We start from the raw sequence: 24,311 nt of genomic DNA, 5'->3' as shown, positions 1-24,311 counted from the left end.
GTGGCGGACTCGCTCCCGGCCTCAGTCGTTCAGTACAGCCCCCACACACCCGCCCTCCGGGCCGCCCGGCACCGTCGGACGCTGACCCAGCCTCTAGGCACCAACGTCACCCAGAACCGGAGATATGGAACAGGCACTGAGTGTGGGTGTGGGCCGGGGCGTGGGGGTGTGGTGGCGGTCGGTGTGTGGGCGGGCAGCGGTGGCTGGGCCGCGTGGACCGGAAGGGGGGCGGGGGTTGTCGTTGCCGGTTTGCGGCAGGCACAGCGGGCGGGCCGGGGCGGGTGTCACTCGGTGATTGCCGGGACGGGACGGGGAGTGGGGCGGTGCCGTCGGCGGCCCGGGGTGTGCTGCTTGGCGGTGGTGCGGGGGCGGCCGGTGCCGCAGGCGGGGCGCGGGGCGGGGCGGGGCGTTGCGGGAAGGGCCGGGGAGTGCCGTGTCGTTGACGGGGTGCAGGTGCCCGGGTTCTCCCGTGGGGCGGGAGGTGGAGTGCAGTACCGCGTCGTCGTGTCTGGTGCGGGCCGGCGGGCGGGGGCGGGTGTGCGCTGTTGCGGCGGTGTGCGTTGTTGCCGGTGTGCCTGGCGTGGGTGGTGGGGGCCGGCTGGTGCGGGACGGTTGAATCCGCACGCCCGGTTGTGAAAGCGGGGTGTGTGCCCCGTGGCGTGGTCGGGGGCCGGTTGCTGCTGTGACCAGCGGCGGGTGCGTCGTGAGGGGTTCTGGCCGGTCCCGGTGGGGGTCGGCCGGTGTGAGAAGTACGTGCATGCTGACACGTGTTGGCTTGCGAAAATACGGACTCCCTGGTTTTGTTTTGGGGTGGGGAGCGGTGGTGTCTTGCCCGTTCCTGAGGCAAAGACCGTCGGGAGGTCCCGTGGCTCGGCAGGAACGAGCGATCCGTACCCAGTTGTCGATCCTGAAGGCTGCGGCCGAGGTGTTCGACTCCCATGGCTACGAGGCCGCGACCATCGGGGAGATCCTCAGACGGGCGGGTGTCACCAAGGGGGCGCTGTATTTCCACTTCCCTTCCAAGCAGGCTCTGGCGGAGGGGGTGCTGGAGCAGCAGTTCTCCGTGATCCGGGTGCCGCCCGGTCCGTGCAGGCTCCAGGAGTTCGTGGACACGGGTCTGATCGTGGCCTACCGCATGCGGCGTGATCCGCTGGTGAGCGCGGTCGCCAGGCTGAGTCTGGAGCAGGAACTGCGTGCGGAGTACGGCTCGTCGGCGATCCGGCAGTGGATCGGGGCGTCCGAGGTGCTGCTGGGTGCCGCGAAGGAGCAGGGTGAGCTTCTTCCGCATGTGGTGCCGGCCGAGAGTGCGTGGCTGTTCTCCGCGGCGTGGACCGGTACGCAGCTCTACTCGCAGATCCTGCTGGGGCGCGAGGACCTGGAGGAGCGGGTGGTGGCTCTCTTCCGGCACCTGCTGCCCAGCATCGCCGTGCCGGCCGTGCTCAGCAGTCTGGAGATCACCACCGAGCGGGCGGCCCGGCTCGGTTCGGCGAGCGACGCGTTGCTCGAGGGGCCGGGCGAGCAGGCGGACTCCCCGCAGGAGGAACGCACGCAGCAGGCGGCGGCCGCGGCCACCGCCTGAGGAACAACACCCCGCGGTGCACGCCCGGCCGGTGCCAGGCCCGGCCCGGCTGCAGCCGCACCCGGCCGGCTACGGCCGCGGCCGCGGTCACCGGGCTCCTCGCCCGCACACCCGCCACCCGCCCGCGCGTGCGTCTGCCCGCTTCCTGTCGCGCGTCTGCCCCACGGGGGTGTGGCTGCCGCCTGTGCGTGCCTGCCGCCCCCTGTCCTCGCGTCTGCCGCCCGCGCAGGGGCCTGCCCGCCCCCCTGTGGGTGCGTCTGGCGTCCGGCCCCGCGGCCCTCGCCGGTGTGCGTCTGCCGCCCGTGCGTGCGGCCGTCGCCGGTGTGCGCCTGGCACACGTGCGTGCGCCTGCCGCCCGCCCCCGCCGCCCGCCCTAGCGCCGGCCACCTGGGTGCGCGCCGCCCGCCTGCCGTCTGCCCTGGCGGGCCGTCCCCGCGTGCGCCCGCCCGGCCGTACCCGTGCCTGCCGGGCGTGCTCGCGCCGGTCACCTTGCCCGCGCCGCCCGCCCCTCGCGCCCGTGCCGGCCGCCCGCCCTCGCGCCTGGGCGTCCGCCTCCGCGACCGTCACCTGGATGGCCCGCCCAGCCGTCCCCACCCCCGCGCCAGTCACCTTGCCCGCGCTGTCCGCCCCTCGCGCCCGTGCCGGCCGCCCGCCCTCGCGCCTGCCGCCCGCCCCCGCAGCCGTCACCCGCATGCGACCGCCCGTCCGTGCTCGCGCCGGTCACCTTGCCCGCGCCGCCCGCCCCTCGCGCCCGTGCCGGCCGCCTCCGCGGCCGTCACCCGCATGCGACCGCCCGTCCGTGCTCGCGCCGGTCACCTCGTGCCTGCCGTCCGTCCCCGCGCCCCGGGCGCCCACTCGCCCTCACGCCGCCCGCCCTCGTGCCTGCCGTGCGTGCTCGCGCCGGCCGCCTTGCCCGCGCCGCAGTTCCAGCCCCCGTGCCAGCCCCCGCCCCCGTGCCCGTGCCGCGTGCCCGTGCCGCGTCCGCGTGCCGGCCTTGCGGCTGTCCCGTGTCCGGGGGCCGGTACGGCGCGGGCAGGGCGACCGGCGCCGGCGGGTGTACGCGCACGGTGCCCCGGCTGCCGCGGGCGCCGCCGCGTCTGCCCGGGGGCGGGCCTCGTCGTTCGGGTGCGTCAGGCTGCCGTACGCGTCCGGTGTGCCGGTGTGCCGGTGTGCCGGCGTGCGGATGGGCCGGTGTGCGGGCGCGCGGGTGTGCGGATGGGCCGGTGTGCAGGCGGGCGGGCGTGCGGGCGTGCGGGTGTGCGGCCGGGCGTGGCGGTGTGCGGGTGGGGGTGTGTCGTGTGGTGGCTCTCGACCGGTACGTGAGTGCTCCTGTAGCGGGCTGCCGGACGGTGGCCGGGGTCGGAAGGAGCGGACATGGGGCATGCGGACAGTGCACTGCGGATCGTGCGGGGTGCGGCCGGCGAGGAGGAACTGGCCGCGGTCACCGTCGTTTTGTGCGCGGTGCTGGCCGCCCGGTGCGAGGACGCGGCGGGCGATGCGCCCGAGGTCCCGCCGGGCGGGGCGCAGGGGACGGCGGCGGATGTCCCGCCGTGGCGTCCGGAGCGTTCTGCCGCGGCCTACCGCTCCCCGTACAGCTGGCGGTAGGCCGGCCGGCGCCGGCCGCCGGCCGGCACTTTCATGGCTGATTCATGCGCGTACCACCCACCCCCACTAAAAACCGCACGGACGGTTCGTTATGCTGGGGGTGGCTGGCCGCGCCGTGAGGAGGGAGGCATCGTGACAGTCCTCAATGACGTTCCCCAGGTGTCCGCGGCGCTCGTCGGCGCGCGCGGCCGTGTGGCGGAGCTGCACGGGATCCGTGCGCAGGCGGTGGCCGGGCCGAGTGAGAAGGCGACGGCGGCGCAGCACGCCAAGGGCAAGCTGACCGCGCGGGAGCGGATCGCTCTGCTGCTGGACGCGGGTTCGTTCCAGGAGGTCGAGCAGCTGCGCCGGCACCGGGCGAGCGGGTTCGGCCTGGAGGCGAAGAAGCCCTACACCGACGGGGTGGTCACCGGCTGGGGCACGGTGGAGGGCCGTACCGTCTTCGTCTACGCGCACGACTTCCGGATCTTCGGCGGTGCGCTGGGCGAGGCCCACGCCACGAAGATCCACAAGATCATGGACATGGCCATCGCGGCCGGTGCGCCGCTGGTCTCCCTCAACGACGGCGCGGGCGCGCGTATCCAGGAGGGTGTGTCCGCCCTGGCCGGCTACGGCGGCATCTTCCAGCGCAACACCCGTGCCTCGGGTGTCATCCCGCAGATCAGCGTGATGCTGGGCCCGTGCGCGGGCGGCGCGGCCTACAGCCCGGCGCTGACGGACTTCGTGTTCATGGTCCGCGACACCTCGCAGATGTTCATCACCGGCCCGGACGTGGTCAAGGCCGTCACCGGCGAGGAGATCACCCAGAACGGCCTGGGCGGCGCCGACGTGCACGCCGGCACCTCCGGCGTGGCGCACTTCGCCTACGACGACGAGGAGACCTGCCTGGCCGAGGTCCGCTACCTCCTCTCCCTGCTGCCGCAGAACAACCGGGAGTACCCGCCCTGCGTGCCCTGCTCGGACCCGGCCGGCCGGCGCGGCGAGGCGCTGGTGGACCTGGTGCCCGCCGACGGCAGCCGCCCCTACGACATGACCGAGGTCATCGGGGAGATCGTCGACGACGGCGAGTACCTGGAGGTCCACGAGGGCTGGGCCCGCAACATCATCTGCGCCCTGTCCCGTCTGGGCGGCCAGGTGGTGGGCATCGTCGCCAACCAGCCCAGCGCCCTGGCCGGCGTGCTGGACATCGAGGCCTCGGAGAAGGCCGCCCGGTTCGTGCAGATGTGCGACGCCTTCAACATCCCGGTCATCACGCTGGTGGACGTGCCCGGCTTCCTGCCGGGCGTGGACCAGGAGCACGGCGGCATCATCCGCCACGGCGCCAAGCTGCTGTACGCGTACTGCAACGCGACCGTGCCCCGCATCTCCCTGATCCTGCGCAAGGCCTACGGGGGTGCCTACATCGTCATGGACTCCCAGTCCACCGGCGCGGACCTGACCTTCGCCTGGCCGGCCAACGAGATCGCCGTGATGGGCGCAGAGGGCGCCGCGGGCGTCATCTTCCGCCGCCAGATCGCCGCCGCACCGGACCCCGAGGCGATGCGCCAGAAGATGGTCAAGGAGTACAGGGCCGAGCTGATGCACCCCTACTACGCGGCCGAGCGCGGTCTGGTGGACGACGTCATCGATCCCGCCGAGACCCGTGAGGTGCTCATCCGGTCCCTGGCGATGCTGCGCACCAAGCACGCCGACGTGCCGTCCCGGAAGCACGGCAACCCACCGCAGTGACGGAAGCGAGCGATGGTCAGACAGGAACGTGCAGTGCGTACGCGCGAGGCGCTCATCAGGTCCGCGGCCGAGGTCTTCCACCACGAGGGCTTCACCGCCGCCTCGCTCACCCTGATCAGTTCCAGGGCGGGCGTGAGCAACGGCGCACTGCACTTCCACTTCGCCAGCAAGGCGGTGCTGGCCGACGCGGTGGAGCACGCGGCCGCCGGCGTCCTGCAGACCATCACCGGCCCCGGTCCCGGCCCCGGCCCCGGCTCTGGTCACGGCTCCGGCTCCGGCCGTGGTCCCGGCTCCGGTGCCGGTGCCGGCGGGCGCCGGGACACCAGCACCCTGCAGCGCCTGGTCGACGCCACCCATGAACTCGCCCGCCGGCTGCAGCAGGACGTCGTCCTGCGGGCGGGTTTCGAGCTGAGCGGGGAGGCGGGCCGCCCGGCGCGCACCGACCTGCGGCTGCGCTGGCACACGTGGGTGACGGCCATGGTCGACGCCGCGGAGCGCCGGGGGGAGCTGCGCGAGAGCGTGGCCCGCGAGGGTGTGGTGGCCGCCGTGGTGGCCGTCACCGTGGGCCTGGAGGTGCTCGGCACGCGGGACGAGGCGTGGCTGTCCAGGCGGACGGTCGCCCAGTTCTGGAGACTGCTCCTGCCCGCCCTCGCCCCCGGCCCCGCCCTCGGGGCGCTGGAGGCCCACGGCTCCTTTCCCCGCTGAAATAAGACCGCAAGGTCTGTTCCCCGTGCCCCCTGATCCTGTGCGATCCGGTCATATCCGCAGGAAGGGGCGCTTCCCCCTGCCCGCAGACCCCCGGGCCCGCCCGCCGTATCCGCCGCATCTTTTCGGCCAACGTCTCCTTCCGCTGGACAGGACGTGCTTTCGCCTCCCGGTGGCGCATCACCGTCGGTTCACGCAGCGAGACTGCCTGCTCACGGGCGGGAGGTGGGCAGGTGTTCGATCACGTTCTGACCGGATCGGGGCGGTCGCGGGGCAGCACGGCGGACTCACATTGACAAACCGACTGTGCTGTTTTTTTATCAGGGCTGGAGCCGCGCACCGGTCCCCGGTCACCGGGGGGACGCACCAGGCGGATCACCCGGCCTGCGGCCTGACTCATGGGGGAAACGTGGACGTCGAAGTGCTGGGGACGCTGTCGGTGCGCGAGCACGGGGTACCGGTCGTGCCGACCGCTCCCAAACCGCGTCAGGTCTTGGCCCTGCTCGCCCTCAACGCCGACCAGGTGGTCCCGGTGAGCGCGCTCATCGACGAGCTGTGGGGCGAGCGGCCCCCGCGCAGCGCGCGCACCACGCTGCAGACCTACGTCCTGCAGCTGCGCGAACTGATCGCCCAGGCCCTCGCCCACGGCGCCGGCGCGGGCGAGCGCTGCACCGCCAAGGACGTCCTGGCCACCGTCCCGGGCGGCTACCGCCTGCACACCCGCGGCGGACACGTCGACTACCGGGAGTTCGACCAGCGCGCGGGCGCCGGCTACCGCGCCATGGACGCCGAGGACTACACCGGCGCCGCCCGCCGGCTGGCCGACGCACTGGGCCTGTGGAACGGGCACGCCCTGACCGACATCCAGGCCGGCCTGCTCATCGACACCGAGATCAAACGGCTGGAGGAAGCCCGGCTGTGCGCCCTGGACCAGCGCATCGAGGCGGACCTGCGCCTGGGACGCCACCGCGAGCTGCTGTCCGAACTGACGGTGCTGGTCAGCCAGTACCGGATGCACGAGAGCCTGCACGGACAGTTCATGCTCGCCCTGCACCGCTCCGGCCGCCGCGGTGAAGCCCTCAACGTCTACCAGCGGCTGCGCAGCACCCTCGTCAGCGAACTGGGCCTGGAACCCTCCGCCGCGCTCAGCCGCCTCCAGCGCTCCATCCTCGTCGCCCGCCCCGAAGCACCCGCCGGCGCCGCCCCCGGCGCCACCGGCGGCGCCGGCACCCGCCTCGTCACCCGCTGACACCCCGCACCCTCCGTCACGGGCCCCACCCATGACGTGCCGTCAGCCGGGCGATGCGCCCCGACAGCTCCCGCTGCTCCCGGCGCAGCAGCTCCACATGAGCGCGCAGACACTCCAGCTCCGCGCCCACGGCCCCCGCACCCCCCTCCTCCATCCCCGGCCCGGTGCCCGGCCCGCTGCCGGAACCCGGCCCGGTGCCGGTGCCGGGGCCGGGTGCGGTGCCGTGCAGGATCGCCTCCCTGCGCCCGCGCAGCACCGCACCCGGCCCCACCCCCAGCTCCCGGGCCAGCCGCCGGCGCGCCCGCTCATAGGCGCCCAGCGCCTCCGCGCGGCGCCCGCAGAGCTCCAGCGCCGCCATCAGCTGCTCCTGGAAACGCTCACGCAGCGGATGGACGGCCACCAGCTCCTGCAGCTCACCGGTGATCTCCGCACCGCGGTCCGCCCGCAGGCTCGCATCGAACAGCGACTCCAGGGCGAGCAGCCGCCGCTCCTCCAGCAGCGCCGCCCCGCCCGAACACAACGGCCCCTGACCGCTGCCGTGCAGGGCCGGCCCGCGCCACAGCGCCAGAGCCTGCCGCAGCACATCCGCCGCACACCCCGGCGCGGAGGCGGCCAGCACCCCCGCCCGCGCGGCCAGACGGTCGAAACGCTGCGCGTCCGTGGTCGCGGGCCCCAGCCGCAGCACATAACCCGGCGGGCAGGACTCCAGCCACGGACGCGACGACGGCCCGCACCCGCACCCGGACCCGGGCGCACACCCGCACCCCGACCCAGACCCGCGTCCGGGCAGGGGAACGGACGCGGGACCGGCCAAAGGACCCGGTGCGGGCGCGGGTGCGGGCGGCGGGGGCAGCAGGCGGCGCAGCCGCGCCACATGGGCCTGCAGGGCGTTGGCGGCGTTCGCCGGGGGATGGGCACCCCACAACTCGTCCACCAGGCGCTCGCTGGGCACCACCTGGCCGGCCCGCACGATCAGAGCACCGAGCAGCGCACGCTGCTTGGCACCCCTGGGAACGATCCGCACACCGGCCCGCTCGTCGTGAATCTGAACGGCCCCAAGAATCCGAAACTCCATCTCGCCCTTGCCCGGGAAACACCCGGGGCCGCACCCCGCCGACCCGCATCACGGCCCCGGTATTCCCTCACGAATAGCAGATGCACTTCCTTCCGCCCGGACACTAGCCGACCCCCGTTTCAGGCGCAGGATTCCCCAGCCACCCGCAAACCGCTGTGGAAAAATCCTCGAGGACCCTTCAGCCCTTCGCAGCCCCGGTCCGGCGCAAACACCAGAACACCCCGTTCTCACACCCCCCGGCCACACCCCCCGGCCACACCCCCCGGCCACACCCCCGGCCACCCCCCGGCCTGCCCCGGGCAGGCCCCGCCCGGCCGGTGCGGGCAGCCCCGGGCCGGGACAGTGCAGCCGGCCGGACGGCCGGACGCCCGGCCGCCGCAGCCGCAGGAACCGCGGCGAACCGGGTCCGCCGCGCTCCAGCCCCGCCCCGCGCTCCAGCCCGCCCGTGTTCCGGTCCGGTGCGCGCTCCGGCTCCGGTCCCCTCCGCGCTCCGGCCTTCGCCGCCGGCGCCGCCGAAGGCCAAAAAAGATCCGCGGCCCGTGGCCGGAGCCGTGCTGTGGCGCGGAAAAAGGACCGCCCCGCGGCCGGTACACCGGCGCCCCGCCCGAACGCTGTCGTGCCCGGTCCTCCAGGAAACGAACGAGACGTGCTCGAGCCCCTCTCGCGCGCCGGTCTCAGAAACGTCCGGTTCCTCTTGCCGCAGAGTGGCGGGAATGACACGGGATGGCGTGACGCGACAGTATCGAACCGCTCTATCAACGGCTCAGAACCAACCGCTCTATCAACGGCTCAGAACCAACCGCCCTGACAACTTGCGGAGGGAATCGTGAAAATACAAGTCCTGGGTGCGTTGAACGCTGAATTCAACGGAATCTCGGTCGTGCCCACCGCCGGCAAGCCCCGGCAGATCCTGGCGCTGCTCGCCCTGTGCCCCGGCCGGGTCGTGCCGGTCCCCACCCTCATGGAGGAGATCTGGGGCACCGAACTGCCGCAGAGCTCGATGACCACCCTGCAGACCTACATCCTCCAGCTGCGCCGCCTGCTGGGCACGGCCATGGGCCCCGACGTGCCGGGCTCGGCCAAGGACGTGCTCGCCACCCGCTACGGCGGCTACCTGCTGCAGATACCCGCCGAGGCGGTCGACGCCTTCCAGTACGAACGGCTCGTCGTGGAGGGCCGGCAGGCGTTCGAGGACGGCGAGGACGAGCGTGCGGCCGCGGTGCTGCGCGCGGCGCTCGACCTGTGGGACGGGCCCGCCCTGGTCGACGTACGGGTCGGACCGATCCTGGAGATCGAGGTGATGCGCATGGAGCAGAGCCGCCTGGTCACCCGCGAACGCCGGATCGACGCCGAGCTGCGCCTGGGCCGGCACGTGGAACTCATCGCCGAACTCACCGACCTGGTCGCCCGCCACCCGCAGCACGAAGGGCTGCACTCCCAGGCGATGGTGGCCCTGTACCGCTCCGGACGGCAGGCCGCCGCGCTCGACGTCTACCGCAGACTGCGCCAGCGCCTCATCGAGGAACTGGGCGTCGAACCCTCCCCGCAGCTGCAGCGGCTGCACCAGGCGATGCTCGCCGTCGACCCGCAGCTGGACGTCGTCGCCGGAGCCCGGCGCTCCTCGACGTTCGACCTGTACGCGGCATGACCCCCCGCCCCGCCCCCCGCCCGCCCCGCCCCGCTCCCCGCCCGGCCGCCGGACGGCCCCGTGCGGCGCACCGTCCGCCGTGCCCGGCCCCCGGACGGCTGCTTGCGGCGTACCGGCCGCCGCGTCCGGCCGCCGGACGGGGGTGTGCGGTCCCGGGGTTGCCGGCTGCCGGGGCGGCCGGGGCTGCCGGGAGGGCCGCGGCCGGGGGCCGGTCGAGCGCCGCACGAGCCGCCGGGGCGAGGCTCGCAGCGCACCTGTCCCCGCCCCGCCCCCCGGCGCCGGGCACCGCGCCCCACCCCGCCGTGCCGGGGCCGCGCCCGCGGCACGCCGGACACAGCCCCTCACGAGGAAGGCGACGGATGGCTTCCCGTACCAAGGCCCGCGCGGCGCGACCCGCCCGGGTCACACTCAACTGCCTGGCCCACGCCGGCGCGGGCGTGGCCAGCTACCGCGACTGGGCCAGCGCGGTCGGTGACGGCGTCGACGTGCACGCCCTGCCCCTGCCCGGCCGCGAAGCACGCCGCCGCGAACCACGCCTGACCACCCGGGCCGACCTCCTCGCCGACCTGCTGCCGGGCCTGCTCACCACCGCCCGCCGCGGCCCCTACGCCCTGTACGGCCACAGCATGGGCGCCCTCGTCGGCTACACCCTCACCCGGGCCCTGGCCGACGCCGGCGCACCGCCGCTGTTCCTGGCGGTGGGCGCCTGCCCGCCCCCGCACACCACCACCGCCCTGGTGGACGGCGCGGACCTGCCCGACGAGGACCTGCTGCCCCTGCTCGACACCATCGGCTCACTGCCGCCGGGCGCCTCCGCGTCCCCCGGCGGACTGTGGCGGCGCACCTTCCTGCCCGTACTGCGCGACGACCTGCGCCTGGCCAAGTCCCTGCGCAACGCCGCCCTGGACCCGGTCACCGGCGGCCCCGTCGACGTCCCCGTCCTGGTCTTCGCCGGCAGCGACGACCCGCTCGCCGCCCCCGCCGCGCTGCGGCACTGGCAGCAGTGGACCACCGACCTGATCGAACTGCACACCGTGTCCGGCGGCCACTTCTTCGCCAGCTCCGCCGGCCTGGCCCAACACGTCGGCCGCGCCTGCCGCGACCACGTGAACGCCCAGCCCGCGGGAGGCCGACGGTGAAACGCGTCGTGATCACCGGCATCGGCGTCGTGGCCCCCGGCGGAGTGGGCACCAAAAGCTTCTGGGACCTGCTGACGATCGGCCGCACCGCCACCCGCCCCATCACCCTCTTCGACGCCTCCGCCTACCGCTCACGCATCGCCGCCGAGGTCGACTTCGACCCCGCCGCCCACGGCTTCGCCTCCGCCGACACCGAACGCCTGGACCGCATCACCCAGTTCGCCCTGGTCGCCGCCCGCGAGGCCATCGCCGACAGCGGCATCGGCGAAAGCGTGGAACGCGCCCCGCTGCGCTGCGCCGTGAGCCTGGGCAGCGCGATCGGCTGCACCACCGCCCTGGCCACCCAGTACGCCATCCTCAGCGACTGCGGAAACACCTGGGACCTCGACCACACCGAGGCCGCCGACTTCCTCTACGACTACTTCGTCCCCAGCTCACTGGCGGCCGCCCTGGCCCGCGACTGCGGCGCACAGGGACCGGTCGCCCTCGTCTCCAGCGGCTGCACCTCCGGCCTGGACGCCATCGGACACGGCGCCGACCTGATCCGCGAGGGCAGCGCCGACATGGCCGTCGTCGGCGGCGCCGAAGCACCCATCGCCCCCATCACCATGGCCAGCTTCGACCGCCTGCGCCTCACCAGCTCACGCAACGACGACCCCGCCACCGCCAGCCGCCCCTTCGACCGCACCCGCGACGGATTCGTCCTCGGCGAAGGCGCGGCCGTCCTGGTCCTGGAAGAACAGGAACACGCCCGCCGCCGCGGCGCCCAGCCCTACGCCGAACTGTCCGGCCTCGCCGCCCACAGCAGCGCCCACCACATGACCGGCCTGCGCCCCGGAGCCCAGGAAATGGCCGCCGCCATCCGCGCCGCACTCGACCAGGCCCGGCTCAACCCGGCGGACATCGACTACATCAGCGCCCACGGCGCCGGCACCCGCCACAACGACCGCCACGAGACCCACGCCTTCAAAGCCGGCCTGGGCCACCACGCCCACCAGGTGCCCGTCAGCTCCATCAAATCGATGATCGGACACGCACTCGGCGCCGCCGGCGCCCTGGACCTGACGGCCGGCGCCCTGGCCATCCGGCACGGCATCGTGCCCCCCACCGCCAACCTCCATCAACCCGACCCCACCTGCGACCTGGACTACACGCCGCTGTTCGCACGGGAACAGCGCACCAGCACCGTCCTGAGCGTCGCCAGCGGATTCGGCGGCTTCCACACCGCGGCCGTCCTCACCCGGCCCCGCCTGCAGGAGGCGGCATGAGCCACCCCGCCCCGCCCGCCCGCAGCCCCCACCCGGCACCGGACGGCCCCCCGCACACACACCAGGCCCTGGTCACCGGCATCGGCATCACCGCCCCCAACGGCCTGGGCGCACCGGCCTACTGGGACGCACTGCTCAGCGGCCGCAGCGGACTGGGCCCCATCACCCGCTTCGACGCCTCCGGCTACCCCGTGCGCATCGCCGGCGAGATCACCGACTTCGCCGACGAGGAACACATCCCCAGCAGACTCCTGCCCTCCACCGACCGCAGCACCCGCCTCGCCCTGGCCGCGGCCCAGGAAGCCCTCGACGACGCGGGCGCCGGCCCCCAGGAGACGGCCGGCAACCAGGCCGGCGTGATGACCGCCAGCCTCGCCGGCGGCGCCGAGTTCGGACAACGCGGCCTGGCCGCCCTGTGGAGCAAGGGCGCCACCCACGTCAGCGCCTACCAGTCCTTCGCCTCCTTCCACGCCGCCGCCCCCGCCCAGATCTCCATCCGCCACCGGCTGCGCGGCCACGGCTCCGCCATCATCACCGAACAGGCCGGCGGCATCGACGCCCTCGCACGCGCCCGGCGCCGCATCCGCGACGGCGCACCCCTCATGGTCACCGGCGGCGTCGACTCCACCCTGTGCCCCTGGGGCTGGGCCGCCCACCTGGCGGACGGCCGGCTCAGCCCCAGCGGCGAACCCCACCACGCCTACCGGCCCTTCGCCGCCACGGCCGACGGCCACACCGTCGGCGAGGGCGGCGCCCTGCTGGTACTGGAGGACGCCCGCTCGGCCGCACGCCGCGGCGCCACCGGCTACGGCACCGTCGCCGGCTGCGCCTCCACCTTCGACGGCCCCCGCCGGCCCCGGCTGCGCGAAGCCGCCGAACTGGCCCTGGCCCAGGCCGGCCTGACCCCCGCCCACGTCGACGTCGTCTTCGCGGACGGCGCCGGCCGGCGCAGCGCCGACCGCACCGAGAGCACCGCACTGTGCGCCCTGTTCGGCCCCTACGGGGTGCCGGTCACCGTCCCCAAGACGATGACCGGACGGCTCGGCGCCGGCGGGGCGGCCCTGGACGTGGCCACCGCCCTGCTGGCCCTGAACGCGAAAACCGTGCCGCCGACCACCGGCACCACACGCGTCGCCGGCGACTGCCCCCTGGACCTGGTCACCGCCCCACGCCGGCTGCCCCACCTCCAAGTGGCCCTGGTCCTCGCCCGCGGACGAGGCGGCTTCAACGCCGCCACGGTCCTGCGCGCACCCCACCCCGGATAACCACCCACCCCAACCCCCCGCCCCCGGGCACCGTCCCGGCCGGCCCCGCACCGGCCGCGACCAGCCCGGCACAAACGGACGCAGGACGGCCCGGACAGCCCGCCAGAAACCACAGGACGGGCGCACGGGCGGACCTGAACGGCCCGGCACAGACCCACGACCGCGACCACCGCGCGGCCCCCCCGGCCACGGGGGCGGCGAAGCCCGGGGGAGCGGGCACCCAGCACGCCGGACAGCACACCGGGAGACCGGTGTGCGGCGGGCTCCCGGCCACGGGCGGCGACACTCCCCGGCCGGCAGGTACACAGCACGCCGGGACAACGCGCCGGGACAGCACGCCGGCAGCCGCAAGGCGCATGCCCCGCGCCGGAACGGCCCCCGGTGCGGGGAGCCCCAAGGACGCGGGGAGCCCCGGGATACGGAAAGCCCAAGGCGCGGTGGCCCCTCGGCCGCCGACGCGCGGGGCCCGTCGCCGAGGGGGGCGGGGGAGAGGTGAGGGGGCGGGGCGCGGACTACGCGGCGTCGCGGTCGTCGTGGGCGCCGCCGTCCAGTTCACGGGCGAGGCGGCGCTCCAGCTCGGTCAGGGGCACGTCCTTGCGCACCCGCTCCGGATGCCCCGGGGGCGGCTCACGCCACAGCTCTTGCGGCCGTACCTCCTCGTACGGCGCCGTCTCACCCCCGATACACAGCCTTCCGTAGGTGACCAGGCCCTCCCACAGGCCGCGGATGAACCGGCGCGGACGCGAGAACCCCATCCCTGCCACCTCCCCGGATCGCTTCTGGGACCACTGCGCCCCCACCGGCACAACCGGCGGCGCACGGCAGGCCACGCTCCGCCGCCGCCCTCGAGAACGCACCGGGCCGCGGTCGAGCACCCCCGGGCCGGCACCCTCCAGGCACACCCGAGCACGGCCCAGGCCGATCCCGAGCGGTTCCGGACAGGGTCGAGGACAGCCGCAGCACAACGGGCCGCCGCGCCCGCCCCCTCGGTGGACCGCGGCCCCTGTGCGGTCGGCCAGGGACCCGGCACGGCGGCGACGCCTTGGACGACGGAGGGTGTGGACGATGCCGGATACGCGAGTGCACCGCACGGCCTGTGAAGTGAGCGTTCCCGCCCCGGCCGGAGTGCTGTACGGCCTGATAGCGGACGCCACCGTGTGGCCGCTGTTCTTCCCCCCGTGCCTGCACGTCGAGCAACTGGACTTCGACGGCACCCGCGAGAGGCTGCGCATGTGGGCGCTGGCCGGAGACCGGATCAGCTCGTGGGTCTCGCGCCGGCACCTGGACATCGGCCAGCGGCGCGTCCGGTTCCGCCAGGAACTGCCCGCCCGCCCCCTCGAGTCGATGACCGGCGTGTGGAGCGTGCACCCCGCCGGCGACGTGTGCCGGGTGAGACTGGAACACGCCTTCACCGTCACCGGCGACGCCCCCGCCGACGTCGCCTGGGCCGCCCGCGTCACCCGCGACAACAGCCGCGCCCAGCTCGACAGCCTGGCCCGCCTCGCCCAGCGCTGGACCCGCCTGGACGACCTCGCGGTCACCTTCGAGGACACCGTACGGGTCAAGGCACCCGCCGAACTCGTCTTCGACTTCCTCTACCGGGCCGCGGACTGGCCCGAGGACCTGGCCTACACGCGTCCGCTCGCCGTACGGGAGGACACCCCGGGCATCCAGACCCTCACCCTGGACGGCCGCTCGGCCACCGGCACCCGGGCCGTGCGCATCGCCTTCCCGAGCGCGGGCCGCCTCGTGCACAAGCATCTGCACACCAGCGGACCGCTGGCCGCCTACACCGGGGAGTGGTCCATCGAATCCCACCCCGCGGGAGTCGACGTGAGCGTCCGTCACCACATCCTGCTCAGCGACGACGCCGCCGCCGGCGGCCAGGACGCCGCCCGGCGTCTGCGCGACGAACTCGCCCGCACCGGACGGCACGTGCTGGAACACGCCACGCGCCACGCCTGCGGCGCGGTGCGGGTCCTGTGACCGCCACGGCCGGCACGGCCCCTACCCCCGCCCACCCCACCACCCCCGCGAACAGCACCGCCCCCGCCCCGGCGGACGGCACCGCCCCCGCCCGGGCGCACGGTTTCGCCCCGGCGCACGACGGCGGCGAACCCGCCCGCGCCGCCCGGCTGGAGGCCGCGCTCGGTGACCCCTTCGACCCCGGCAACCCGCACGGGCACCTGGCACTGGTACGGGCCGACGACAGCCGCGAGGCACCCGCGGCCACCGAGGCACTGCTCGCCGACCACGCCCTGAGCGCCGAATTCGTCCCCCACGACCTCGGCGGACGCCTGACGGACCTCGAACAGCTCGCCCGCGTCCTGCGCCCCCTCTTCCGCCGCGACCTCGCCCTGGGCTACGGCTTCGGCGTCACCTCGCTGTTCGCCGCCTCCTCGGTGTGGACCGCGGGCGACGCCTCCCAGCGCGCCGCCCTCGCCCGCGTCCTGCTCGACGGCGGCCGGGTCGCCATCGTGCACCGCGAGGTCGCCCACGCCAACGCCATCCTGCGCCGCGAGGTCGGCGCCCAGCCCGCCCCGGGCGGCGGGTTCGTGCTGAACGGGAGCAAGGACGCGGTCATGAACGCCGACCGCACCGACACGTTCGTCGTCTACGCCCGCACCTCGCCCCAGGACGGCTCCGCCAGCCACTCGGTGCTCCTGCTGCCCGGACCGCCCGACCGGGGCGAAGTCCACCGCCTGGCACGGGTGGAGATGCCCGGCATGCGCGGCGCACGCTTCCACGGCCTGCGCCTGAACGACGTGCACCTGCCCCCCAGCGCCCTGGTCGGCTCCCCGGGCCAGGGCGTGACCCTGGCCCTGCGCAGCTTCCAGATCAGCCACTGCCTCATCCCCGGCACGGTCCTGGCGGGCGTGGACGGCGTCCTGCGGCTGGCCGTGCGCGCCGCCACCGAGAACCGGCCCGGCCGGCAGCCCGCCCGGCGCTGGCACAAAGCACTCAGCGGCGTCTTCGCCGACCTGCTGGCCTGCGACGCCATGGCCGTCACCGGACTGCGCGCCCTCAGCCTCATGCCGCAGGACGCCTACCTGCTCGCCGCCGCCGTCAAATACACCATGCCCGACCTGCTGCGCGAGGACCTGGAAGAACTGGCCGCCGTCCTGGGCGCCAGGGGATACGACCGCGGCCCGCTCTACGGAGGCTTCCAGAAACTGGCCCGGGACCTGCCCGTGGCCGGCCTCGGCCACTCCGGAACGGCCGTCTGCCAGGCGGTGCTGGTACCCCAGCTGCCGGCGCTCGCCCGCCAGGCCTGGTTCCGCTCCCAGGAACCGCCCGCACACCTGTACACCCCGGGCGCCCCGCTGCCGCCGCTGGAACACCGAAGCCTCACCCACTCCGGGACCGACGACCTGCTCGCCGCGACCCTGATCGCAGCCGCCGAACGCCTCACCGCACAGCCGGCCGCCACCCCGCTGCACGCCGCCCTGGCCCGCCTGGCCCAGACCCTGGTGGGGGAACTGCGCGAGCTGCGCACCCGCTGCGCGGCCCTGCCCGCCACCTCCAGCACCGCGGTCGACCCGCTGGCCTGCGCCCTCGCCGACCGCTACGCCCTGGTGCTGTCCGCCGCCGCCTGCCTGGGCGTCTGGGAGGGCCAGGCGTCAGCCGACACCTTCCTGGCCGACCCCGCCTGGGCGGTACTCGTCCTCAGCCGCATCGCCCGCAGACTCGGCGCCCCGGTGGGGGAGGTGCCCGCCGAAGCACAGCAGACGGTCCTCGCCGAAGTACTGCAACGCTGCCGCCACGCACGCAGCCTCGACCTGTACGCCACCCCCCTGGCCGGCTGAAACACCGTGACACGCACCGGAAAGGAGGCACCCCCGCACCACCCCGCACCACCCCGCACAGCGCAGGCCCGCACCGCCCGTAGGGGTGCGTACCGGCCCGTGCGGGCCCCGTTGGGGCCCCTCGCGGGAGCGCACAGGAACCGGGACGTGCACGGGCCGCCGAACGCCCGCCACGGCACGTCCGGGCATCAGTAGGGGTGCCGGCCCCGGCCGCAGACCACCCCGGCCCGCCGGGGGGACCGGCGGGCGGACCACACGCAGGGAGACGACGATGGACCGGGTCACGTGCGCCGTGCCCCTTCACGTGCCACGGCCCTCCGGGCCCTGGCCCGGGGTACGGGAGAACCTCTCCAGACTCGGCAACGCGCTGGTGTGCACGACCTGGAGCGAATGGCTGCCCAGCGTCCTCACCACCCGGCGGCTGCCGCAACTGCTCGGCGCCGACTGGCCGCGCTACCGGCGCACCCCCGACGCGGCGGTGCGCTACCGCTTCGCCGCGTCCCGGCTGCTCATCAAGAACACGGCCGCCGCGGCCCTGGCCGTCCCGCCCGAGGACCTCGACCTCGCCTACCGGCTGGGCGGACGCCCCTACCTGCGCGGCTTCGACCAGATCGAGCTGAGCCTGAGCCACACCGGCGACCTCATCGCCGTCGGCCTCAGCCGCACCGGCCGCATCGGGGTGGACGTGGAACCCGCCGAGCGGCCCGTACGCCTGGAACTGCTCCAGACCCAGGTCTTCACCCCCGCCGAAGCACGGGAACTGGCGTCCCTGCCCGAGAACGAACGCCCGGGCCGCGCCCTGCGCCTGTGGACCCTGAAGGAGGCCTACAGCAAGGCCCTCGGACAGGGACTGCGCCTGGGCTTCAAGGAGTTCGGCTTCATCGACGGCCGGCTCAGCACCCCCGACGGCAGCGCCGTCGCGGACGGGGAGTGGGGATTCGCCACCTACCCGGTCATGGACCGCTACCTGCTCAGCGTCGCCTGCCACGACGCCGGGCTGAGCACCGCCGGGGACACCTCCGCGGGAACCATGCTGGACCAGGGCTTCCTGGCCGCGATGACCGACACGGCACCCCGGTAGGACCACCCCGCACCGCACCGCACCGCCCCGCCCCGTTCCGACGGCCCCCGCCCCACCACTGCAGAAGCGTTTCTCCGGCAGGCCGCGAGCCGCGTCAGCGCCCCGTCAGCCCCCCGGCAGCCGCCCCTGCCACGATGCCCGGGGAGCACCGCGCCCGAAGACGCTCCCCGTGACCTGCGCGCACGCGCAGCCCGTGCGGGAGGAGGAAGCGACCCGAGGAGGGCGACCCATGGCCAGGCAGCACCGCCCGCATGCCCTGCGGGGCCGCCCCGCCGCGCCCCGCCGGCCGGCCCTGCCGGTCATCTGGCCGCAGCACGACCTGCTGCGCGGCCCGGGCGAGCACCGGCGGGCCGCAGGACACGTCGAGCAGCTGACCTGGCGCTGGAGCGGGCCGCTGGACACCGAACGGTTCACCGCCGCCTGGCAGTCCGTCGTCGACCGCGAGAGCGTGCTGCGGGCCGCCCTCGTCCTCGGACCCAAGCCGCGCCTGATCGTCCACGACCGCGCCCGCGCCGAGGTCGCCCACCACCGTGCGGACACCGCCGGCTTCGAGCGGCTGCTCGAACGCGACCGCCGGCGCGGCTTCGACCTGCGCCGCCCCAGCCCGCTGCGCGTCACCCTCGTCGACCTGGCCGGCGAGCGCGCCGGGTGCGGCCCGCAACCCGTGACACGGGTGGTGCTCACCTTCCCCCACGCCCTGCTGGACGCGTGGAGCGTGCACCTGCTGCTGGAGGAGTTCTGCCGCGCCTACCTCGCCGGCGGCACACTGCCCGGCGGGGAGCGCCGGCCCGACCTGCGCGACTGGGTGGGCTGGCTCCAGCGCCAGGATCTCGCGCCGGCACGGGACTTCTGGATACGGGCCGTGCCCGGCGACCCGGTCACCGTAGTGCCGGCCCGGCCCGGCCCGCGCACCCGGCAGCGGGGCCACGGCCGGGTGGAGGTCCGGCTCAGCCCCGCCGAGGCCGCACGGCTCCACCGCTGGGCCGCGCTGCGCTCCGTGCCCGAATCCAGCGCCCTGCAGACGGCCTGGGCCCTGCTGCTGTACCGCGCGGCCGGACACCAGGAGACCGCGGCCGTCGGCTTCGGCGTCACCGTCTCCGGACGCGGCATCGCCCTGGACTGCGCCGAGCGGCTGCCCGGACCGATGCGCAACTGCCTGCCGATGGTGGTGCGCCTGGACCCCCGGCAGCCGCTGGGCCTGCTGCTGGAGGCGCTGCGGGACCGCGCCCTGGACATGGCCGCCTACGAATGGGTCTCCACCGCCCTCGTCCACCACTGGACCGGCCGGACGGCCGGCGGCGCGGCCGGCGGGGAACTGATGCAGAGCGCGGTGTCGGTGGAGAGCACCCCGCGCCCGCGCACCGACACACGGACCGAACTCGCCGGCGCCGGCGTCGGTCTGGAACCGGAACGGGCCGCCGGCGCCGGACCCGGCGGCCTGCCCCTCGCCCTGCTCGTCCACCGCGGCGCCGACGGCTCACTGACCTGCACCGTCGTCCACGACCGCAGCCTGGTCTCCGACGGCGACGCGCACCTGCTGGCCGACCACTGCGCCCGGCTGCTGCGCCACCTGCCCCACACCGGCGAACTCGCCACCACCGCCGACGTGCTGGACGTACTCGCCGGGCAGGAACTCCCGCGCATCGCACCCCGCAGACGCCGCCCGGCCCGGACGCCGGCCGGCCCACCCGCCGGCGACCCCCCTGCCGACGGCCCGGTCACCGGCGGACCGGCCACCGGCCCCCCACCCTGACGACCCCCGCCCGGCTCCACTTCGTCCGGCCCCGCCCGGCACCGCTCCACCCACCGCGTCCGGCCCGGCCCCGTCCGGCCGCTCCGCCGCATCCGGCCCCGTCCGGCCGCTCCGCCGCATCCGGCCCAGTCCCGCCCGGCCCCGCTCCCACCCCGCCCGGCTCCGACCCCGCCCCGCACCGGTCCGGCCCCGCCCGGCACCGCTCCACCCCCTCCGCCTCGTCCGGCCCCCTCCGGCGTGGCCCCCGCTCCGCTCCCTCCGGGGCCCGTCCCCTTTCGCCGGCCGGCGGGAGCCGCTCGTGCGGTGCGCACGTCCGCCAATCCAGCGGGGATCGAGCGGACGCCGTCATGCTGGCCCGGGCACGGCGGCCGCCCCCGCCCGACGCCCCCGCCAAGTGCCCCTGGAAGTGAGGACACCCGTATGTCGCCGTCGATACAGCGCCCGGACGCCGTGACGGTGCCCGAATCGGTCGAGGCGTTCCTGACCGGTACGGCGCTCGTCGCCGCGTTCACGACGCCGCGGCCCAACGGCACGCCGCACGTGGCCCCCGTGCGTTTCACCTGGGACGCGGCCGCCGGCCTCGCGCGGGTGATGACGGTCTCCTCCTCGCGCAAGGCCCGTAACCTGCTCGCGGCGCCCGGCAGCCGGGTGGCGCTGTGCCAGGTGGACGGTTTCCGGTGGGTGACGCTGGAGGGCACCGGCACGGTGGTGACCGACCCCGCGCGGGTGGAACTCGGCGCCCGGCTCTACGCCCGCCGGTACTGGTCCGCCCCGCCCACCCCGCCCGGCCGGGTGGTCATCGAGATCACGGTCGACCACCTGCTCAGCCTCAACGCCTGACCCCCGAACTCCCGGCCCCCGGCCGCCCCGAACTCCCGGCCGCCCCGAACTCCCGGCCGCCCCGAACTCCCGGCCGCCCCGAACTCCCGGGCCCCCGAATTCCCCGGCCCTCGAATCCCGGCGCCTCGGGCCCCGGCCTCCCGGCCCTCCGCCCGGGTCCCCTGAACTCCCGGGCCCCGCACTCTCAGGCCCGCCCCCGGCGGTTCCCGTCCCCCCCGGCGGTTCCCGCACCTACCCGCCCCCGGCCGGTGCCCCCGGCCGGTGCGCCCGGCCCGGCCCCTGCGGCGGGGCACCCTGCCCCGCACGTCCGCGCGGCGGTACCGGACGCTTCCGGTACCGCCGCGCGGACGTGTCAGGTCACCGTGCGGGCGGCGGCGGTGAGCCGTCGGCCCACAGCAGCCGGAACGCCAGCAGGTTCAGCCGCCAGCCCTCGGGGGTGCGGCGGGCCTCGCCGTTGACGAACGTGCCCGTCGCGAAGAGCGGGGGCAGGCTGCCCTGGGGGAGTGCGTGGTGCGCGTGGTGCACGTGGGTGGAGATCAGGTTCGCCCGCAGCGTGGCGCGTGGCCCGTCCAGTTCGACCACGGCCGGGGAGCCCAGGTGCTGGGTCGCCGCGAACGCCGACAGCGCCGAGCGGTGGTAGGCGGCCATGCCGTCGGCGCCCTGGTGCCGGCTGACCGGGAACGCCACGACCGCGTCGTCGGTGAACAGGCCCGCGGTCCAGGCGTCGTCGAGTTCCTCGTCGTCCAGCGAGAGCAGGTACCGGTGCAGCAGGCCGGCGATCTCGGCGCGCGCGCCGGAACCGGAACCGGAGCCGGAGCCGGAGCCGGCTCCGGTGGCGGGCTGATCGTTCGTCACAGTGGAGGTCATTGTTCGAGAATGCCGTCATCCGGCTTCTGCGGGGCAAGACCGTCTGTCGAAGCTCTGACGTACCGGACGTTTTTCTGCCGTTCGCTGCACAAGACCTGTAATAACGCCTATTTACGCCCGCCGTTTTCTCTCTCCATACTGGCGGAACACCAGTGAGAAGAGGGCAGATGGAATTCTACGATTCGGACGTCGTTGTCGTGGGAGCCGGTCCCACCGGTCTTATGCTCGCAGGTGAATTGAGGCTTGCTGGAGTTTCGGTGGTGGTCCTGGACAAACTCGCCGAGCCGATTAAGGAATCCCGGGCGCTGGGATTTTCGGCACGGACCATCGAGGAGTTCGCGCAGCGCGGCCTCATGGACCGGTTCGGTGAGGTCGGAGTCATCCCGGTCGGCCACTTCGGCGGCGTACCGCTCGACTACCAGGTGATCGAGGGCGGTTCGTACGGGGCGCGCGGCATTCCGCAGGCCCGCACCGAAGGCATCCTGGGCGGCTGGGCGCGCGAGCTGGGCGCCGAGGTCCGCCGCGGGTACGAGGTCACCGCGATCGAGGACACCGGCACTTCGGTGACCGTCGAGGCCGCCGGCGCCGACGGCTCTCCCCTTTCCCTGCGCGCCCGCTACGTCGTGGGCTGCGACGGTGCCCGCAGCAGCGTGCGCAAGCTCGCCGGCATCGACTTCCCCGGCACCGAGCCGGCGATCGAGCTGCGTTTCGCGGACGTGGCCGGAGTGCAGCTGCGGCCCCGTTTCAGCGGCGAGCGGGTCCCCGGCGGCATGGTCATGGTCCTGCCGATGGGCCCCGACCGCTGCCGCGTCATCTACTTCGACAGCTCCCAGCCGCTGCGCACCGCCCCGGAGGCGATCACCTTCGAGGAGGTCGCGGACAGCTGGCAGCGGCTGACCGGCGAGGACATCAGCGGCGCCACCCCGCTGTGGGTGAGCTCCGCCACCGACGTCAGCCGCCAGGCCGCCCAGTACCGCAAGGGCCGCGTCTTCCTGGCCGGTGACGCCGCGCACATCCACCTGCCGATCGGCGCGCAGGGCATGAGCGCGGGCGTGCAGGACGCCGTGAACCTCGGCTGGAAGCTCGCCCTGGACATCAGCGGCCGCGCCCCCCAGGGGCTGCTGGACACCTACCACAGCGAGCGCCACCCGGTGGGGCAGCGGATCCTGACCAACACCCTCGCCCAGCGCATCCTCTACCTCGGCGGCGACGAGATCACCCCGATGCGCGAGGTGCTGGCCGAGCTCATGGGCTCCCACGTCTCCGTGCAGCGCCACCTGGCCGGCATGGTCACCGGGCTGGACATCCGCCACGACGTCGGCGAGGGCGACCACCCGCTGCTGGGCCGGCGCCTGCCGGACCGGGAACTGGTCGTCGACGGGGAGAAGATCCCCTTCTACTCGCTGCTGCGCCCGGGGCGGGCCGTGCTCCTGGAGCTCGGCGGCGACCGGGGCCTGCGCACCGCGGCGGCCGGCTGGGCCGACCGCGTCGACCTGGTCGCCGCCGAGTTCGACGGCTGCGAGGCGCCGGTGGACGGCATCCTCGTGCGCCCCGACGGCTACGTCGCCTGGGTCGCCGCCCTGGGGGCCGGCGCCGACGGCCTCACCACCGCCCTGGACCGCTGGTTCGGCCCCACCGCCTGACCCCCCGCCCGGCCCCCGGCCCGGCCCTCCGCCGGGCCGGGCACCCGGCCGGGCACCCCGCCGGGCATCCCGCCGGGCATCCCGTCCGGCATCCGCCCGGTATCCGGCCGGGCATCCCGTCCGATGCCCGGCCGGCACCCCGGCGCGGCCCCGCGCCGCGCCGACCGTGCCGCGACACCCCGTCCGCACCTTGAAGGGAAGCGAAGAAACCCATGCCCATCATCTCCGCCGAGGACAAGCACCTCACCGTCCTGAACCTGTTCACCACGGACACTCCCGAGAAGCAGGGCAAGCTGATCGAGGAGATGACGAAGATCGTCGACGCGGCCACGTACGAGGGCTGGATGTCCTCCACCGTCCACTCCGGCGTCGACTCCCACGGCACCCTCAACTTCATCCAGTGGCGCAGCGGCGAGGACCTGGAAAAGCGGTACGCGGGCGAGGAGTTCAAGCACCGCACGCTGCCGGTCTTCGGTGAGATCACCACCTCGATCCGGCTGATGCAGAACGAGGTCGCCCACACGCTGACCTCCGACGCCCTCGGCGGGAAGATCGAGATCGGCCCCGGCCGCGACGACTACACCGTCTTCACCGTCTTCCCGGTCACCCCCCAGGGCCAGGACGAGGCCCTGGACGCCCTCGGCCCCGGCCAGGCCTTCCTCGCCCAGGTGCCCGGCTTCCGCGCGCACGTCGTCCTCAAGGGGCTGCGCGCCCGCGGCCTGGAGGGCGCCTTCGTCATCTCCTACTCCCAGTGGGACAGCAAGCAGGCCTGGGAGGCCTACCGCGACCAGGCCCCCCAGGACCAGGACGAGGCCCGCAAGGCGGCCGTCGGCCGGGTGCGCGCCGTCGTCGCCGGTGAGCCCTACAGCAACACCTACCAGGTCGTGCACACGCGTTCGGCCGGCGAGTGAGTCCGGCGCGCCGGACGGCGTAGAGGGGCTGCGCATGCCTGGCGGACGTTCGCCCCGCACACCCGGGGCGGGCGTCCGCAGGCATGTGCCCGCCCCAGGGGTGTGCGGCTGCGCCGGACCCCCCGAAGGGCGTGCGGCTCCGCCGGGGCTCA

The 24,311-nt window shown here is 74.9% G+C and carries 19 protein-coding genes; 16 read left to right on the top strand and 3 right to left on the bottom strand.

What is annotated here, in order from left to right; translation table 11 throughout:
- Positions 1–865 precede the first annotated feature (865 nt).
- From SAM23877_RS00890 to SAM23877_RS00870, 5 genes are all read left to right on the top strand, one after another.
- Positions 866–1,579 (top strand): ScbR family autoregulator-binding transcription factor, encoded by a 714-nt coding sequence (locus SAM23877_RS00890; RefSeq protein ID WP_053125912.1) that lies wholly within the window; start codon positions 866–868, stop codon positions 1,577–1,579.
- A gap of 1,374 nt (positions 1,580–2,953) precedes the next feature.
- The gene (locus SAM23877_RS00885) at positions 2,954–3,184 is read left to right on the top strand and encodes an acyl-CoA carboxylase epsilon subunit (RefSeq protein ID WP_053125910.1); all 231 of its coding nucleotides are present in this window, start codon (positions 2,954–2,956) and stop codon (positions 3,182–3,184) included.
- A gap of 132 nt (positions 3,185–3,316) precedes the next feature.
- A complete protein-coding gene (locus SAM23877_RS00880) occupies positions 3,317–4,909 on the top strand; it encodes an acyl-CoA carboxylase subunit beta (protein ID WP_053125907.1) in 1,593 nt (530 codons plus the stop codon).
- Between the two features lie 33 nt (positions 4,910–4,942).
- Positions 4,943–5,614: a helix-turn-helix domain-containing protein gene (locus SAM23877_RS00875; RefSeq protein WP_244902881.1), complete on the top strand. Its 672-nt coding sequence runs from the start codon at positions 4,943–4,945 to the stop codon at positions 5,612–5,614.
- A 409-nt stretch (positions 5,615–6,023) separates the two neighbouring features.
- Positions 6,024–6,863, top strand: a complete 840-nt coding sequence (locus SAM23877_RS00870) for an AfsR/SARP family transcriptional regulator (protein WP_053125904.1) — start codon at positions 6,024–6,026, stop codon at positions 6,861–6,863.
- 16 nt (positions 6,864–6,879) lie between these two features.
- Here SAM23877_RS00870 and SAM23877_RS00865 read toward each other — a convergent pair whose 3' ends face one another.
- Positions 6,880–7,887 carry an AfsR/SARP family transcriptional regulator gene (locus SAM23877_RS00865; RefSeq protein ID WP_244902880.1) on the bottom strand — a complete coding sequence of 336 codons (1,008 nt, stop codon included), beginning with the start codon at positions 7,885–7,887 and terminating at the stop codon, positions 6,880–6,882.
- 877 nt (positions 7,888–8,764) lie between these two features.
- Here SAM23877_RS00865 and SAM23877_RS00860 point away from each other — a divergent pair.
- The 4 genes from SAM23877_RS00860 (at position 8,765) to SAM23877_RS00845 (ending at position 13,258) form a co-directional block, all read left to right on the top strand.
- Entirely contained in the window at positions 8,765–9,586 is an 822-nt protein-coding gene (locus SAM23877_RS00860; RefSeq protein WP_053125900.1) for an AfsR/SARP family transcriptional regulator, read from the top strand.
- A 359-nt stretch (positions 9,587–9,945) separates the two neighbouring features.
- The gene (locus SAM23877_RS00855) at positions 9,946–10,725 is read left to right on the top strand and encodes a thioesterase II family protein (RefSeq protein WP_053125898.1); all 780 of its coding nucleotides are present in this window, start codon (positions 9,946–9,948) and stop codon (positions 10,723–10,725) included.
- Positions 10,722–11,993: a beta-ketoacyl-[acyl-carrier-protein] synthase family protein gene (locus SAM23877_RS00850; RefSeq protein WP_053125893.1), complete on the top strand. Its 1,272-nt coding sequence runs from the start codon at positions 10,722–10,724 to the stop codon at positions 11,991–11,993. The genes SAM23877_RS00855 and SAM23877_RS00850 overlap by 4 nt, the downstream gene beginning before the upstream one ends.
- On the top strand, positions 11,990–13,258 hold the full coding sequence (locus tag SAM23877_RS00845; protein WP_079029946.1) for a ketosynthase chain-length factor: 1,269 nt from the start codon (positions 11,990–11,992) through the stop codon (positions 13,256–13,258). Before SAM23877_RS00850 ends, SAM23877_RS00845 begins: the two co-directional genes overlap by 4 nt.
- A gap of 512 nt (positions 13,259–13,770) precedes the next feature.
- Here the strand turns inward: SAM23877_RS00845 and SAM23877_RS00840 are convergent.
- Complete coding sequence (locus tag SAM23877_RS00840; protein WP_053125890.1) at positions 13,771–14,013, bottom strand: DUF6059 family protein; 243 nt, start codon at positions 14,011–14,013, stop codon at positions 13,771–13,773.
- A 346-nt stretch (positions 14,014–14,359) separates the two neighbouring features.
- Between SAM23877_RS00840 and SAM23877_RS00835 the strand changes: the two genes are divergently transcribed.
- From SAM23877_RS00835 to SAM23877_RS00815, 5 genes are all read left to right on the top strand, one after another.
- The gene (locus SAM23877_RS00835; protein WP_079030615.1) at positions 14,360–15,244 is read left to right on the top strand and encodes an aromatase/cyclase; all 885 of its coding nucleotides are present in this window, start codon (positions 14,360–14,362) and stop codon (positions 15,242–15,244) included.
- Positions 15,241–17,064 carry an acyl-CoA dehydrogenase family protein gene (locus SAM23877_RS00830; protein WP_053125886.1) on the top strand — a complete coding sequence of 608 codons (1,824 nt, stop codon included), beginning with the start codon at positions 15,241–15,243 and terminating at the stop codon, positions 17,062–17,064. The genes SAM23877_RS00835 and SAM23877_RS00830 overlap by 4 nt, the downstream gene beginning before the upstream one ends.
- Positions 17,065–17,335: 271 nt before the next feature.
- On the top strand, positions 17,336–18,145 hold the full coding sequence (locus SAM23877_RS00825) for a 4'-phosphopantetheinyl transferase family protein (RefSeq protein ID WP_053125884.1): 810 nt from the start codon (positions 17,336–17,338) through the stop codon (positions 18,143–18,145).
- A gap of 229 nt (positions 18,146–18,374) precedes the next feature.
- Positions 18,375–19,898, top strand: a complete 1,524-nt coding sequence (locus SAM23877_RS00820) for a condensation domain-containing protein (protein WP_053125881.1) — start codon at positions 18,375–18,377, stop codon at positions 19,896–19,898.
- A gap of 420 nt (positions 19,899–20,318) precedes the next feature.
- The gene (locus SAM23877_RS00815) at positions 20,319–20,738 is read left to right on the top strand and encodes a pyridoxamine 5'-phosphate oxidase family protein (protein ID WP_053125879.1); all 420 of its coding nucleotides are present in this window, start codon (positions 20,319–20,321) and stop codon (positions 20,736–20,738) included.
- Positions 20,739–21,095: 357 nt separating this feature from the next.
- Here SAM23877_RS00815 and SAM23877_RS00810 read toward each other — a convergent pair whose 3' ends face one another.
- Positions 21,096–21,605, bottom strand: coding sequence for a nuclear transport factor 2 family protein (locus tag SAM23877_RS00810; RefSeq protein ID WP_079029945.1), 510 nt, complete (start codon positions 21,603–21,605; stop codon positions 21,096–21,098).
- A gap of 167 nt (positions 21,606–21,772) precedes the next feature.
- Between SAM23877_RS00810 and SAM23877_RS00805 the strand changes: the two genes are divergently transcribed.
- Positions 21,773–23,248, top strand: a complete 1,476-nt coding sequence (locus SAM23877_RS00805) for an FAD-dependent monooxygenase (protein ID WP_053125877.1) — start codon at positions 21,773–21,775, stop codon at positions 23,246–23,248.
- Positions 23,249–23,460: 212 nt separating this feature from the next.
- Positions 23,461–24,159 carry an antibiotic biosynthesis monooxygenase family protein gene (locus tag SAM23877_RS00800; RefSeq protein ID WP_053125875.1) on the top strand — a complete coding sequence of 233 codons (699 nt, stop codon included), beginning with the start codon at positions 23,461–23,463 and terminating at the stop codon, positions 24,157–24,159.
- The last annotated feature ends 152 nt before the right edge of the window (positions 24,160–24,311 follow it).

It is taken from the genome of Streptomyces ambofaciens ATCC 23877, assembly GCF_001267885.1.
Taxonomy (GTDB): Bacteria; Actinomycetota; Actinomycetes; order Streptomycetales; family Streptomycetaceae; genus Streptomyces; species Streptomyces ambofaciens.
This window is presented reverse-complemented; position numbering and strand designations above follow the sequence as displayed.

Coding starts and splice junctions, on each gene's coding strand:
- SAM23877_RS00825 (WP_053125884.1), top strand. CDS start 17,336: ATGGACCGGGTCACGTGCGCCGTGCCCCTTCACGTGCCACGGCCCTCC.
- SAM23877_RS00800 (WP_053125875.1), top strand. CDS start 23,461: ATGCCCATCATCTCCGCCGAGGACAAGCACCTCACCGTCCTGAACCTG.
- SAM23877_RS00805 (WP_053125877.1), top strand. CDS start 21,773: ATGGAATTCTACGATTCGGACGTCGTTGTCGTGGGAGCCGGTCCCACC.
- SAM23877_RS00840 (WP_053125890.1), bottom strand. CDS start 14,013: ATGGGGTTCTCGCGTCCGCGCCGGTTCATCCGCGGCCTGTGGGAGGGC.
- SAM23877_RS00855 (WP_053125898.1), top strand. CDS start 9,946: ATGGCTTCCCGTACCAAGGCCCGCGCGGCGCGACCCGCCCGGGTCACA.
- SAM23877_RS00810 (WP_079029945.1), bottom strand. CDS start 21,605: ATGACCTCCACTGTGACGAACGATCAGCCCGCCACCGGAGCCGGCTCC.
- SAM23877_RS00885 (WP_053125910.1), top strand. CDS start 2,954: ATGGGGCATGCGGACAGTGCACTGCGGATCGTGCGGGGTGCGGCCGGC.
- SAM23877_RS00845 (WP_079029946.1), top strand. CDS start 11,990: ATGAGCCACCCCGCCCCGCCCGCCCGCAGCCCCCACCCGGCACCGGAC.
- SAM23877_RS00815 (WP_053125879.1), top strand. CDS start 20,319: ATGTCGCCGTCGATACAGCGCCCGGACGCCGTGACGGTGCCCGAATCG.
- SAM23877_RS00820 (WP_053125881.1), top strand. CDS start 18,375: ATGGCCAGGCAGCACCGCCCGCATGCCCTGCGGGGCCGCCCCGCCGCG.